9 protein-coding genes are annotated in these 14,304 nt (G+C 42.7%); 5 read left to right on the top strand and 4 right to left on the bottom strand.

The annotated features are described in order from the left end of the window. Nucleotides 1–85: 85 nt before the first annotated feature. Entirely contained in the window at nt 86–3,223 is a 3,138-nt protein-coding gene (locus HMPREF1254_RS10595; RefSeq protein ID WP_155945467.1) for a hypothetical protein, read from the bottom strand. A 664-nt stretch (nt 3,224–3,887) separates the two neighbouring features. On the opposite strand from HMPREF1254_RS10595, the gene HMPREF1254_RS12395 reads away from it, so the two are divergent. From HMPREF1254_RS12395 to HMPREF1254_RS10625, 5 genes are all read left to right on the top strand, one after another. Beyond that, nucleotides 3,888–4,100, top strand: coding sequence for a hypothetical protein (locus HMPREF1254_RS12395; protein WP_023058691.1), 213 nt, complete (start codon nt 3,888–3,890; stop codon nt 4,098–4,100). 113 nt (nt 4,101–4,213) lie between these two features. Further along, entirely contained in the window at nt 4,214–4,408 is a 195-nt protein-coding gene (locus HMPREF1254_RS10605) for a hypothetical protein (RefSeq protein ID WP_023058684.1), read from the top strand. Nucleotides 4,409–4,465: 57 nt separating this feature from the next. After that, a complete protein-coding gene (locus tag HMPREF1254_RS10610) occupies nt 4,466–6,052 on the top strand; it encodes a fimbrillin family protein (protein WP_023058692.1) in 1,587 nt (528 codons plus the stop codon). A gap of 855 nt (nt 6,053–6,907) precedes the next feature. After that, nucleotides 6,908–7,507 (top strand): ribosome biogenesis GTP-binding protein YihA/YsxC, encoded by a 600-nt coding sequence (gene yihA, locus HMPREF1254_RS10620; RefSeq protein WP_036879125.1) that lies wholly within the window; start codon nt 6,908–6,910, stop codon nt 7,505–7,507. A 2-nt stretch (nt 7,508–7,509) separates the two neighbouring features. Next, nucleotides 7,510–9,285: an ABC-F family ATP-binding cassette domain-containing protein gene (locus HMPREF1254_RS10625; protein ID WP_023058698.1), complete on the top strand. Its 1,776-nt coding sequence runs from the start codon at nt 7,510–7,512 to the stop codon at nt 9,283–9,285. Nucleotides 9,286–9,346: 61 nt separating this feature from the next. Here HMPREF1254_RS10625 and HMPREF1254_RS10630 read toward each other — a convergent pair whose 3' ends face one another. Genes HMPREF1254_RS10630 through HMPREF1254_RS10640 form a run of 3 tightly spaced genes read right to left on the bottom strand, consistent with a single transcriptional unit; the run spans nt 9,347 to nt 14,188 of the window. Next, nucleotides 9,347–9,943, bottom strand: a complete 597-nt coding sequence (locus HMPREF1254_RS10630) for an AbgT family transporter (RefSeq protein WP_023058681.1) — start codon at nt 9,941–9,943, stop codon at nt 9,347–9,349. Then, nucleotides 9,933–10,658: a DUF5932 domain-containing protein gene (locus tag HMPREF1254_RS10635; protein WP_004349043.1), complete on the bottom strand. Its 726-nt coding sequence runs from the start codon at nt 10,656–10,658 to the stop codon at nt 9,933–9,935. Before HMPREF1254_RS10635 ends, HMPREF1254_RS10630 begins: the two co-directional genes overlap by 11 nt. Next, nucleotides 10,634–14,188, bottom strand: coding sequence for a sensor histidine kinase (locus tag HMPREF1254_RS10640; protein ID WP_023058688.1), 3,555 nt, complete (start codon nt 14,186–14,188; stop codon nt 10,634–10,636). The genes HMPREF1254_RS10635 and HMPREF1254_RS10640 overlap by 25 nt, the downstream gene beginning before the upstream one ends. Nucleotides 14,189–14,304 lie beyond the last annotated feature (116 nt).

Below are 14,304 nucleotides of genomic sequence, written 5' to 3' on the forward strand. Positions count from 1 at the left end.
GATTTTGCATAATCGACCGAATGCAACATTTTGCAAAGGATTGTTATATAGTGACTTATATAAAAGTGCAGAAAAGATTAATTTGTTATGCCAATGCTAAAATATAGCTTGCCAAACTTGATGGATGTCGCTCGGCATACTGTAAAATTTCCTTTTCATGAGTTTTAATTTTGCTATTAACAAGCCTGCTAACTACTGGATTTAGATTTCCTACCACCTGAAGCATACCTGATATGAGCAATCGTTTCACCTTGGCATGAGCCATGAGAATGGCTAACACGCGTGCCTGCTGATTATCGTAACTCACAAACTGTAAAATTTCGTCGAGTAGCCTTGCATCGGTTTTACTCATTTGGTTATACAATATTTCTATCAACTGTGCTATTCGTTTAGTTTGGGAAGTGGTGCTGTCAGCAATTTTTATTTCTAATTTTCGGTCAAACAGTTTGTTGACCCGTTCCTCGTTCTCCTTTATCACCTGCTGTCTTTTTATCTCATATTCTTGCATGTTTTCTTTCAGTTCGCACAGGCAATGCAACTGTCGCACACGAGCATCTAAATGATCCATTCTGCGCAACAGGGTTAAGCGGTCTTTGTTTTCCATTTGTTGCAATTCTCTTTGCAGTTGCTCGGTTAATGTTTTCACCACACTGTCTTTGTCTTCTATCATGCGCAGCCAATGTAGCTGTCGGTTAACGATAGTGGTTAACACTTCAAGGGCTTCGTCAGTAAATGTTTTCTGATACGCACTTTCTATGTCATGCCACAATCCTTCCAATTCGGTGAGTGGCATGATCGCCATTTCCTTACGATAAGTGGCAATCATGTCTGGTAGGGTTTCGTTAATTCCGGGCAAGAGTAGGGTTCCCGCTATCTGCCCTGTATACGTATCAAGTTGACTAATCATGTCCTTAATCGTCACCAGCCACTGATTATTGATAATGGCTTGTGAACGAATACGCTCTATCGAACCTGATTCAAAGGCGTCGTTAGTGTCTTGTGCCAACTGTTTGCTATGATACAAGTCCAATTCAAGAATCTCTTGACGCTGTGTATCAACAAATTTCATCAGTGGCAACACCATATTTCTATTCTTTTGCATGATCAGTTTAGAGATAGCAGCCAGTTGGGCATTGGTATTTTTCCACGACTCTTTTCCATACGGACTAATATTTTCCAAATCGCTTTTCAGCTGTTTTATCTCCTCATCATTGTAATTGGGTAACAACTCATAAATAGAAAACAGGTCGGTAATGCGTGTGTTCAAATCGGCTTTTCGAGCAAGAATCTGTCTGATATTGAGGTGGCGATTCACTTTTAATCCTGCCCATATCAGCAGTAATATGAGTACCAGGACAGTAAACGATATAAATAAGGCACGGCGAGAGATAATGCCACGCTCTATCTCGATCCATTTTGTTTGGTTTTCGTGTAACGCTTTAAAATGTAAAATACCTAAGTTGCAACCTAAGTACACATGGTCATGATCTATAAACGAGGCTTTGGGGTGGAAACAGATGTCACGGAAAAACTCCCCACTTTTAACCAAACGGCCATTTTGCAATGTGTAGCGTTGCACCCCAAAATCTTTCAACGCATATACCGTTGTGTCGTTAGCCATTAGTATCTTGCTAATGCCCGAAGCGTCTAAACTGTCCGTAGAGCCTTCTAAAAACAGCTTGTTGCCAGCCAAAACAATCATAGAAGGTGGAAACTTATCGCTCATTACCACCTCGCGCATACCATTTACCACTGGTATTTTAGTCATGGGCTCGTACATTCCGTTTTTCCCTACTATGATGCCATGGTTTAAAGTTGCCATGTACATCATGTGACTGCCATTGGGCTGGTAAAACGAGGAAATATACTTGTCGTTGAAACCTGCAATCGTATCGGGGCGAAAAGTGGCTTTGTTAAAACGTAGGAGACCGTCTTGAATGCCCACGAGAAGCGATATCTTATCATCATAGGCTTCTACTGCCATTGCTGTAATTTTATCTTTTGAGCTGTATCTGTCGGCAAGTTGAAAATTAAGGTAATTGCGCCAAAGCTGTTTGGTTAGCAGAATGCGTTTTACTTTTCGCTGACTGGTGACATAATAAAGTACATTATCTTTTACCACCATATCTATAATAGGCTCTTCGCTGATAAAATCGTACACCTTTTCAGCCACCTGTTCGTCTCTCTTCTGAACAAAAATCTCGTTTTGCGCATTTACATACCATATACAGTCGTTGTCAAGACTTGCTGCCACGATGGGAATATTGCTGCTGAACAAATATAGATGAATGGGTATTCGCCAAAGCGCATTGTCCGTAACCAGCAGCATCGCACTTCTTTCCTTGTCCATGCTTGCCACATTACTACTGTTGATAGGAATTTTACGGCGTAGAGGTATGCTCTTAAATGTTTTTAGATTCATGGAAAGATGTGCCTCGTTCACAGAAAAAAAGCAAAACATCCCTTCGGAAACGTAAAACGAAGAGGCGGTAAAATGTAGCGGATATGTTTGTTGATTACCATCCTTAAATACGTCAAACTGATTGCCTGATAGCACATAGAGTTTTCCTTGGACAACGGCAATGTCGTCTATTTTCTCGCCTTCGTGCGTCTTGGTTATCTTATGTGAAGGCAAATGGATATGCAGCAACCCATTATCTGTTGCTGCCACGAGGTTGTTACTATTTATTTGTACTATTTTTCTAACCACGCAAGCTTGTCCCTCCATGTGTGGTGAGGTGGTTTTTGAGGGATAGATAAGCCTTAAATGGGTAGCAGTGTCCTTGTCCAAGACAAAGAGTCCCTGCGATGTGCAAACCCATATTTCCCCATTTATCGATAGCGCATCGTATGCCGAATAGCTATTTTGTTTTACGGCGATAGGATAAGTTTGCTGTAGTCTAAATGTCGTACCATCGAAGCTATAACGCTGTATACCACCATTGCGAACCCCAATCCAATAATTCTTATCGGTATGCCGAACAAAATAAATTCTATCTGCTGCCACATGAAACGATTTCCAACCACTATCTGTGAGCTGGCACACCTTGCCATATTCTGTACCAATCCAAAACAACGAATCGTTATCCGAAGAGATAGATGCAAGTTGCTCGTTAGAATAATATTCCGATTCGTTGAAGGTACAATTTGTATCTTTGTCGTTACAGCCCGTCACCATTATACAGACTGCTAACAAAACAATGAGGTAATGCCACCGATTCATACTGTTCAAAAAATAGGGGTTAAACTGCTATATTGAGAAACAACAATCTTAATTTTTTAAATAATTTGCAAAGTTACTTATTTTTTGCGACAATTTGGTATTACTTACGAAGTCTACGCTTTGAGTATGGTAACATTTTTTTGCATTATTTTTTTTTGAAACTGTTTGGAGTTTTGAAGAAAAAACTTAATTTTGCACTCAATATCTAAAATAGAACAATAAAGTTCTTATATTAAACATATCAAAGAGCAGCTAAATGGAGGTATAACTATTTTTTTTTGATGATGTATGTATAAATATGTGACACATAGTATTGGTTACCTGCTAACGACTTCTTTCTCCTTTAGAAAAGAGCGCGAAAGAATGTTGTATGCCATATATTTATTAACATCTTTTGTTACCCCCCCGTATTTTTAACACTTTTTATTAATCTATCGTACACTACTCTCTGTTCGTCTTCTTTCATCGTAAGAAAAGGCATGAGAGGAGTATCGCCATTGCCATGAGTGCCATGCGACTTACGCATAGTATCCATGAATAGTAACAGTCCAAGCAGAAAATACTGCGACAAAGCAATGAAAACGACGCTATAATAGCGTAGCACTGACAGAGATTAAGTAAAAAAAAGGATAATATAACCGAAAATTCAAACTAAAGATATAGTATGGGAAGAATTGATGATAAGTTTAAGTCGATAACTAACGAATGTTTAACAAACTCCAAAACCGATGAAAGTAAGGAACTCATGGTGAAAGAAATTGTCAGGAAGAAGAAACCATACATTCCTCCTTGCTGCGAGGTGATAAAGCTTGATAGAGGAAACCACCTTTTGGAGGGATGGGGATTACAGAGCAGTAAGATTGTGGCAGATAATTAACATGATAATTTGGTTTTGCTGCTGAGGTTGCATACTAAATATCGGAGTATAGTCAATAAGGTATTCGAGTATTTTAATTTATATAATTCTTAGGGAAAAGGAAAGGAACGATAATGAAAAAAACGTACGAAAAGCCAGTTATTAAGATACTAAAACTGGATAACTCCATGCAGATTATATGCGATTCTGGGTTTGATACCAAAACATCTTTCAGTGTAGGACAGTGGGACAAACCAGAGGAAACAGACGCAGAAGGAACGTCAGAAGAAATTAAAGAAAAAGACTTACCGGAATGGCTAAAAGATTAGCTCTAAAAGCCATCCTGTCTTTTATTACCAAATGCTATAACAAAAACAAATAACACAATGAAAAAACATTATTATAAGGCTATTGGTGCTGCCTCGATATTGTGTTTGGCAGCCATGGCGACTTCCTGCTCTCAAGACCTTGAAGAGGGCAAAGTTCAGACCGACAACAACCCAGCAGCGCTTAACGTGGTAAAACTAAACTTCGCCACCAGTGCCTTGACACGGGGCACCATGTACGACGATAAAGCGCAAATGCCCGACGACGCTACCTTTGGCGTATATGGCTATGGGCATAAAGATGGTGAAGCTTCTCCAACGACCCCCAACTTCATCAACAACGGCAGCGCGAAGAAAGACGGCGTAGTGCGTGTAAAAGGCGAGGTGGCAACGTACAAGACAAAAATGCCGAAGGTGCAGCTCGCCGCCGTATACCCTCAACTAAACGATGCTAATCAGTTTAAGAAAACAGGCGCAAACACCTATACCTTTACCTACTCCCTGCAAAAAGACATGGCACAGCAGAAAGACTTGATGATAGGGCAGACGGATGAGTTTGAAATAACCAGCCAGAACCCTGCCGAAAAAGAAATAAGCAGCGGAAAGACCATAAACATGCACCATGCCCTTACAGCTATCAACTTTGCCATTGGCGACCGCGTACCTACTGGTTACACCATTGAGGGCATTCGCCTAACAAATCTATATACCAAAGGTACGTGCAATGTAGACTTGTCGAAGAACACTGATGCAGAGCGTTTCACATGGGAAGACCTTAGCGAGAAAAAAGATGTGTATATTATAACAAACCACATCACCACCACACAGGTAAACAGAACCCAGTTTACCGGGGTAAAAACAGGCAACAAGTACGACAACCTTACCATCTTCATGATACCACAACAGGTAGGCGATGACGCTAAAGCAGAGGTGATACTAAAGAAAGATGAAAAAGAATATAAGAGCGTAAGAGGAGATGTAAAAGGTGAAAAAGTAACACCCGAAAATGATACAAGGGTAAAAATTAAACATATAATCATTCCTCTTAAAAGAAAAAATGGCAAACCATATCAAGCAGGTGAGGTGGAAAAATATTTAGTGAGTAGCCTGAAAAACAAGACAAATGAAAAAGATTCTAATATAAAGATAGAATTAGTAAAGCCAAAATCCCACGATGGCTCTAGCAAATATATAAAACCTAATCGTGAATATTTTTGCGAAAAAGATGGGGAAAAACAAAATACATATAATGTGTTTATAGATTGCTATCGATACGCAGTTAATACCGATAAAACAAATAAACATTTTAATTATGCAATAACAGCTCCTAATACTTTTAAGATAAAAAGTGTACAGTATCTAACATATAACGGTAAAACAAAAAAGTACTATGATATGCCAGAAAATAGCGTAACGTGGGAAATTACACAACAACCTAATGGAGATAAAACAATAGGCTCTTTTAGCTTAACTTTCTATCCTGATAATTATCCGAAGGTAACAGATAAATTAACAGGTAAAGGTAAATATATACCACAACCACGTAAGTTAGGTTCAAAAACTGATGATGCTATCTATATAACTTTAGTAGCAGATGGCTTTGAAGATAACGAGCTTAAAATAACTTGTAAAGATTTCCCCAAATAATAGCCCAACAACTCTAATAGCTGACATCAGGCAAGCAGCCAAGCGGTAAAAAGAGCAAGCGCAACGCCACGCGATGACAAACGTAGAGCGTTGCGCTTTACGTTTGGTCGCTTTATATCACACATTATTTTTTGTGACTATTCGGTAATACCTAGTAAAGACATACTAAAAAAAACATCCATTTTCACGTTCAGGGGTAATTGTTGTTGAAACAAAAATAGTTTGGTTTTTACAACAAACAATCTTTCTAAAATGAAAGATCCGCATCCTCGCAAGGTTCTGTCATTTAACAAAGTTACATTTCGTTTTTATGATCAAACGGAATATTCTTCTGTGAAACGTCTTCTGTCGCAACGTTTTTTTTAACACAAATGCTGAACATTTTTTCAACCATCTTACTCGCATATTGCAAATATGCCAATAATGAAAATATATTTTCATCTGTTTGATTACTATAGCTTTATATCATTTTTAAATCTAAACTCAAATCAAAAAGCAAAGTGTTTGAAGCAAAAAATCCATTTTTTGCACATAAAAGCCCTTCTATATGATGCAGATTGGGTGGCTAAGGCATGTAAATTAGACGGTAAAAGCATGCTAATAGCTGGTTTGTTCCATGTGAATTGGCTATCAAATGATAACTTTAAGGCTTTGAACGCCTAAAAAATCTCTCAATTTTGTCTATTTTCCGATTTTGTTTTGTCAAAGAAAATGAACCAATTTAACAAATAAAAGGTTTATTAACAAAATAAAAAGGTATCAAATGTAAGAGCCATGGCACCTCCGGCAAATTTATCTGATGGCCGCCGCATATTTGCCTAATAATGATTATCTTTGCAGAAAGAACGTAAGAATATGGAAATAAAGAAGGCCGAATTCCTCATATCATCGCCAACCATAGACAAGTGTCCCAAAGACAATCGGATAGAATATGCATTCATCGGACGCTCGAATGTAGGAAAATCCAGTCTTATCAACATGCTTTGCAACCATAAGGGACTGTCCAAAACATCATCCACACCGGGCAAGACCCTTCTCATCAATCACTTCTTGATTAACGATGAGTGGTACTTGGTTGACCTGCCGGGGTACGGATTTGCCAAGAGATCCAAAAAAGTGCAGGCGGATATTGAGAAAATGATTAACACCTACATTCTGCAACGAGAGCAATTGATCAATCTGTTCGTGTTGATTGACGTACGTCACGAGCAACAAAAGATAGACCGTGCGTTCATCGATTGGTTAGGAGAAAACGAGGTTCCCTTTACCATTGTGTTCACCAAAGCCGACAAACTGGGCACGGTGAAGGCGAAAGCCAATGCAGCTCAGTGGATGGAACAATTAAGAGATGCATGGGAAGAACTGCCACCTTACTTTATTACGAGTTCGGAAAAACGTACGGGCCGCGAAGAGTTGTTGGCTTATATTGATGAAATAAACCAATCACTTCTGTAAACATGGCTGGACCAATACCTTATTTAGACGTTCAGAATCTAACGAAATCTTTCGGCGACCTTATTTTATTCAACAACATCTCCTTCTCCGTTGCCGAAGGTCAGCGCATCGGTCTCATCGCCCAGAATGGCACTGGCAAGTCTACCCTGCTGTCGGTTCTCACCGGTAAGGAAGGCAAGGACGGTGGCGAGATTATCATGAAGAAAGATCTCAAGATTGGCTATCTTGAACAGAAGACTCGGTTTGATGATAACGAATCGGTGTTAGACGCTTGCTTTAATCATCAAGGCGATCCACAGAAAGTGTTAAAGGCCAAGCAAATACTAACGATGCTGCACATTGATGATCTTGACCAACCCATGGGACAACTGAGTGGTGGACAGCAAAAGCGGGTGGCCTTGGCGAACGTTCTGATTACCGAACCCGACCTGTTCATCCTCGATGAGCCGACCAACCATTTGGACTTGGAAATGGTGGAGTGGTTAGAAAGCTATCTGTCGCGGGGCAACAAGACACTGCTGATGGTGACGCACGACCGCTTTTTCTTGGACCGCGTGTGCAATTCGATTCTTGAATTAGACGACCGAAGCATCTACGCATACCGCGGTAATTACAGTTATTATCTGGAAAAGCGCCAAGAACGCATCGAAAACAAACGGGCGGAGGTGGCGCGCGCCAACAACTTGTATCGCACCGAACTGGAATGGATGCGGCGCATGCCACAGGCTCGCGGACACAAGGCGCGTTATCGTGAAGAGGCTTTCTACGAACTGCAACAGGTAGCCAAACAAAAGGTTGAGGAAAGACAAATCAGACTGAAATCGAGCAACGTGTATATCGGTTCCAAAATATTCGAATGCCAATATGTATCGAAGGCTTGGGGCGACAAAGTGATACTGAAAGACTTTTATTACAACTTTGCCAGATTTGAGAAATTAGGCATCATCGGCAACAACGGAACCGGGAAATCAACGTTCATCAAGCTGTTAATGGGACTCGTTGAACCCGACAGCGGGAAGTTCGACATCGGTGAAACCGTTCGCTTTGGCTACTTCTCGCAAGAAGGATTACAGTTTGACGAACAGCAAAAAGTGATTGACGTGGTCAGTGACGTTGCCGAGAACATCAATCTGGGTGGCGGTAAGAGCATGACGGCCTCGCAGCTGCTGCAACACTTCTTGTTCACGCCCGAGCAGCAACATAACTTTGTTTACAAACTCAGTGGCGGTGAATTGCGCAAGTTATACCTTTGCACGGTCTTGATGAAAAATCCCAATTTCCTGGTGCTTGATGAGCCTACGAACGATTTGGACATTCAAACATTGCAGGTGCTGGAAAACTATTTGCAAGACTTTCCCGGGTGCGTAATCGTCATCAGTCACGACAGGTATTTCATGGACAAGGTAGTTGACCACATCTTAGTGTTCAAGGGCGAGGGCGAAATTCAAGACTTCCCCGGCAATTACACACAATTCAGAGAGTGGAACAGCCTGAAACCCATCGAGCAGAAACCAGAAGAAAAGAAGGAGAAGCCTGCCACAAAGGACTACAGAAACAACGAAAAGAAAAAGCTCTCTTATAAAGAAAAACGTGAGTTTGAAGCTTTGGATGAGGACATTACAAAGCTGGAGCAACAGATTAAGGATTTGGAAGAAGAGATATGCAGCGGAAAGTTGACCGTTGAAGACCTCACAACCAAGAGCATGCTGCTACCCTCCTTAAAAGAAGAGCTGGATGAAAAAAGCATGAGATGGCTCGAATTGTCCGAACTGTCCTAATGGTATGGCTCGCCACTCCTGCCCCACAGCTCTCAAAGATGGCACACTGACGATCGAAATATCAGAAGACGAACAAGAAAGAATAATATAGTTGGGCAGCCATTACATAGACCACCAGCCAGGGAGAGAGCCAGCTTATCCCGACTGACAAAGCATTAAAAATATCGGTCAGCGAACGAAAAGTACCACTTAAAAGTCCAAAGGTGACGGATGCCACACAACCCATGAAACATACTATTGGAAAGACACTTTGCGAAAAACTGCTTGGAAGCAAATGACCGGTCACGCTCAGCAGGATGGCTTGGGGCATGAGTGTCAACAAACCAATAATCCCTGCGAAGGTCACCAGTTCGAGCAAAATCAACTTTAGTGCGAAACGCTGTCGATATTCCTTTCTGGAAGAAGGTGTAAAAGCCTTAGACAATCCGCTTTGGCTCAATGCGCCCAATGCCATTCCAGCAAGAAGGAGCCAAACGAGTAAGGGAGAGGCGAGGTTGTAAGTGAACTGACCGAAAAACCATCTGATGCCCTCACTGCTCAACAACGAACGCACAGGCGACATGGGCATCGTGGCTGTGATGAACCACGACACCAGAATGAGCAGAATTTGTACGATTCCTAAGCAGAACGTAACGATGGCAAAGGCCTTATTCTTCATCGGCTTGCAAATTATCAATGTCAAGCACTCTCAACTCAATAGCCCTGACTACCAGTCGGGTGGCATTGATTCCAATCCCGTTATTGCCATTGGGAAAGAACTTTTGTATCAACTCGTTCTGTCGCTTTTCCAAACTTTTTACGCCAAAGGGCATCCCTCGCAAGTTCGTAATCTGCTCCTTGGTATAACCCAAGGCCAGATGACGGAGGAAACGCTCATCATATTCATCAATCTCATAATTCACAAGTGCCTCTTGCCGCATCAGTTGGTTATGGATGCTTAACTTGAAACGCTCCACTATTTTTTTCAATATCGGCTGATTGAACACCATGCGTTTGCCAGCCATCACACTGCCAACATCGCCCCGCGTGAGCAGTTCGCCACTCTTCAAGATGATTCCATCGCAACCCGCATCCAGCACGTCGACCCATAATTTTTCGTTCAGTATCTCGCCGGTAAATATCAACACCTTCACCTGCGGATAGCTTTGTTTCGTTTGCCTGCATATCTCAACACCAACGGTCGTGGAGCCGCCAAGCCCCAAGTCCAACAAAACCAAATCAGGTACTTGCTGCTTTATCAAGCGCCAATACTCTTGTTCGTTTTCAGCCGTGCCAATGATTTCGGCTTCAGGAATCTCGTTTTTAAAGATGCCCTCGGTACCCTTCAGTTCCAAAGGAACATCCTCTACTATGATAATTTTAAATTCTTCCATATCGTTTTTGTTAAGGTGATATTTATGTTTATTCGTCCTGACTCATCTTTCACAGCCTGAATGCCGCAGCCACGCGCGTTGGTAGCCTCCCCTACCTCACGAACAATCTGCCTGCACAGCATGAACTGCATGTCAACGGTGTTGGGTGTAAATAGAGCGGCTACTTGTTCATCGGAGAGATGAAGATTGTTCATCTTCACATGAATAAGGCAATATACGGGGTCTTTGTCTTCAGCAGTCAGCACCAGTTCGCCGCCATTTTGCTCTTTCAAGATGTCAAACAAATATCGCAGCATGTCGTCATCCACCTTGACATGATTGTCTATCTGTCGCATGGCCTGCGCACTCAGCAGCATGTACAGGTCTTTGTAATAAGAAGAAAGCTCGCTCAACACCGGAAGGTTTTCGTCTTTTCCATCTGCCAAAACACCTATTTTAGCGGGATAATACATCGTTTCGTGCTTTAAGGTTGAAAGGCAATTGTCCAACACGCTGTTGCTGATGTGCAACTGGTCGTTTTCGTAACTCGTTCTTCTCAGTTCGTCTTGAGCCAGTTCCATACTGGTTGTCTGCACTTCCTCCACATGAATGCGATCTCGCAACGCATCCATGATTTGTTCGACGATAGCGTTAAGTTTGGTAAATCGGGTATTCAACATTCTGCGGTTGAACGTCCAAAGCGTCTGTATCTTCTGTAATTTCTCCTGAGCGGGGGCCTCGCTCAACAACGTCTGGTTGATTTCCTGGATCCGATCAACGCTGAACCGATAATACACCCGATGTCGATCATACAAAAAATAATAGGCGGGGAATATCAGCATGAATATCAATGAAAGGATGACGAGGGCCACATTCTTATTGACTTCTGAACGTTGCATCATTTGAACGTACGTGCCTAACGTACTGTCTGCACTGCGTTCGCGGAACAACTGCGTATATACCTTGTTGTTATAAGCGTACAAGGCCCACTTGTGCAGGGCCAATGCGGCCACGGCACTTTCGTTCCTGATGCCAAGGATGACATTGTAATTGGTTGGAATGCTGTCGTATAACCATTTGATTTCTGCCGGCAATGCGGTACTGTTTGACATGATGGTCATCGTATCTATGCCATGCGGTCTGCATGTTCGGTAATGGCGGTTGAGATAATACAGGCAACTATCTGCAAACAACAGGGTTTTCTGATAGGCTCCATGGATGTTGCTGAAGTAAGCACTATCGGCAAAAGCTGTGGCTTGCGGGATGAACTCACCCTGCACCACCTCCGCTTGACCAATCGAATGGGGCGTGTGCGGCGCATTTCCCCACTCGCCCGCATTCACGTTGATGAAACACGAACCCACCATGCAAAGTACCGTAATGGTACGCGCCACTCCCTTCGGCAGCCTAAAGGCGAACGTGCTACCCTTGCCTTCTACGCTCTCGGCACGAATAGAACATACATTGAATATCTTACTGGTTTTACGGTATCTGTCGATGATTCCCTTGCAATTCATCAATCCGAATCCGTTGCTGATGCGGTGCTGCGGAGGGTTGCCATCAACGCTTTCGAGCGTGTGGTCAACAATGGGCTTGTTTACGAACAGATGCTCAATTTGTTGTTCAGACATGCCAACGCCCGTATCTTCTACCCTAATCTCCACATAGTCGTCACCCTCCTCACTGTCTATCCGTACCTGTCCGCCAGAGGGCGTGAACTTCTTCGCATTGTCAGCCAAGGTGTTAAGCATGAAGACGGTGAGCGTCTTGTCGGCCTTGACCACAGCTTGGGTGGGCATTACCTGCAAATCAATGCCTTTGATGGAGAAACTCATCCGGCTGCGTGACAACAAATTAAAGACATCTTGCAACGGAAAACTTTCAATCCTCAGGCTCAACACACCCTGCCGCAACTGTATCCAATGGGTCAAAATGCTGTTATAATCATTAATCTGCTCGGCTAACTCAGCGATATAGGTATACCGGTCGTCCCTGATGGACTTCGCCTCGTTCTTTTTGGTGAGTTGATGTATTTCGTGCAACATCCGATCTATCAAAGGAATGATGCTGTTGACAAGCGACACTTTGGTTCGTTGTTCGAGGTTACGCTTCTTATTCTTGGAAACATGCAGTTGCTGCACATGCTTCTCCTCCTCAATCTCTTCATACTTCTCTTGGTTTTCCTCGAGTGCCTCTTCATTGTCGTGCTTCCATTTTTCAAGGGGTTCCATGAGTTTTGTCAACGTTGAAGCCTGTCGGTCGTTTCTCTTTCTCATGTAGTAGAAGATAAACAACAACAAGCATACGACAACGATGGTGATGATGATGGCCAGAATCATCCGATTCAACTGCTTGGATGACAAATTCAACTGTTCTGCGCGGGCCTCCAACTGCCTGTCCTGTCTGGTTCCTTCCTGTATGTCGAGGTATAAATTTCGGTTGTAATCGCTGTTTTGCTTGTCGTCTATGGCCGAGTAAGCCAGTGACAATTGCTCTCGGATAGATGCCACAAGGTCGGGAGCTTGATTGATGGCATGATTGGTTTCCAATGCGTTGTGCAGACAAATCAAGGCCGACTTGTAATCTTTCAACTCCCAATAACACTCCGCAAGCGTTCGGTACGATCCGGCAATTTGATAAACGTCGCCATATTGAATGAATGTTTTCAACGAGCGTTGCGCCAAATTTCCGGCCAACAACGAATCAGGCATGTCGTACGGATTGATGAGTTGCATGGAGGACAAGTTGTCGTGTATCAACTTGTCGCGGAACTTCTTTCGCTGCAAATGCTCGCTCATGGCCTGCATCGAGTTGGCCTCCCAATAGGGATAATAATGCTGTTTAGCCAGCACATAGCATCGTGTAAGATACTCAAACTCGGCCTGGTTGATTTCCTCACGCGTGCCACCGAGGATGATGCCGCCCGCACCAACGTTATACAGGTAATTCAACAGTTGGGAAGTATCTCGTGCTATCTCGCCGTTGGCATCAATTTGGTTGATGGCATCGATTGACAAATCTTCCAAACCCACATAATAAAAATAGGTAGAGGTGGTGAGATAAAATTCGCTTTCGGCATAAATCATTCGGCGTTTTTGGTGTTCATCCAGACTGTTGTACTCCTCCTCGATTCGATGCAGACGCCTCATGGCACTCTCTCGATAGACATAAAAATCCTTGTTTTTGGAGCAACGTTGGCAAAGCCGCATCAACTGAACGTCAGCTACTAACAATTCAATTTGATTGTTGGTCGATTTACGTACTTCAGACAGCAGCGAATCTGCCTTGGCATATTCCATCCTTGCTATGTGGACGAACGCCAGATGGTTGAGGGCTTCGGCATAACCATCACCATATTTGCCCGCCAGTTGCATCGCCCGATTGGCATAAAGCGACGTACTGTCCAAATTGCGGTAGCGAAACTGGTACGCCCTTTCGTTCAGAGCCTCCACGTCGTCACCGTGAGGGTCTGAGCAAGCTATCGCACACACGAGAATGACAAGTGTGAGCAATACCGAATAGATGCGTTTGGTTGTTTCTTGATGACACATGCTTAGGCTGGCAAATAATCTGTCACACAAAGATAACCATTTACTGTTTGAAAATAAAGAAAAACGAAGGAAAATGTTGACTATGCTTAAAATATGCAACTGTGCTTTCGCACAAT

The sequence above is a fragment of the Prevotella sp. BV3P1 genome (genome assembly GCF_000479005.1).
Taxonomy (GTDB): Bacteria; Bacteroidota; Bacteroidia; order Bacteroidales; family Bacteroidaceae; genus Prevotella.

What these genes read in the sequence shown, in the direction of transcription:
- HMPREF1254_RS10595 (WP_155945467.1), bottom strand. Translation starts at nt 3,223, where the DNA reads ATGAATCGGTGGCATTACCTCATTGTTTTGTTAGCAGTCTGTATAATG.
- HMPREF1254_RS12395 (WP_023058691.1), top strand. Translation starts at nt 3,888, where the DNA reads ATGGGAAGAATTGATGATAAGTTTAAGTCGATAACTAACGAATGTTTA.
- HMPREF1254_RS10605 (WP_023058684.1), top strand. Translation starts at nt 4,214, where the DNA reads ATGAAAAAAACGTACGAAAAGCCAGTTATTAAGATACTAAAACTGGAT.
- HMPREF1254_RS10610 (WP_023058692.1), top strand. Translation starts at nt 4,466, where the DNA reads ATGAAAAAACATTATTATAAGGCTATTGGTGCTGCCTCGATATTGTGT.
- yihA (WP_036879125.1), top strand. Translation starts at nt 6,908, where the DNA reads ATGGAAATAAAGAAGGCCGAATTCCTCATATCATCGCCAACCATAGAC.
- HMPREF1254_RS10625 (WP_023058698.1), top strand. Translation starts at nt 7,510, where the DNA reads ATGGCTGGACCAATACCTTATTTAGACGTTCAGAATCTAACGAAATCT.
- HMPREF1254_RS10630 (WP_023058681.1), bottom strand. Translation starts at nt 9,943, where the DNA reads ATGAAGAATAAGGCCTTTGCCATCGTTACGTTCTGCTTAGGAATCGTA.
- HMPREF1254_RS10635 (WP_004349043.1), bottom strand. Translation starts at nt 10,658, where the DNA reads ATGGAAGAATTTAAAATTATCATAGTAGAGGATGTTCCTTTGGAACTG.
- HMPREF1254_RS10640 (WP_023058688.1), bottom strand. Translation starts at nt 14,188, where the DNA reads ATGTGTCATCAAGAAACAACCAAACGCATCTATTCGGTATTGCTCACA.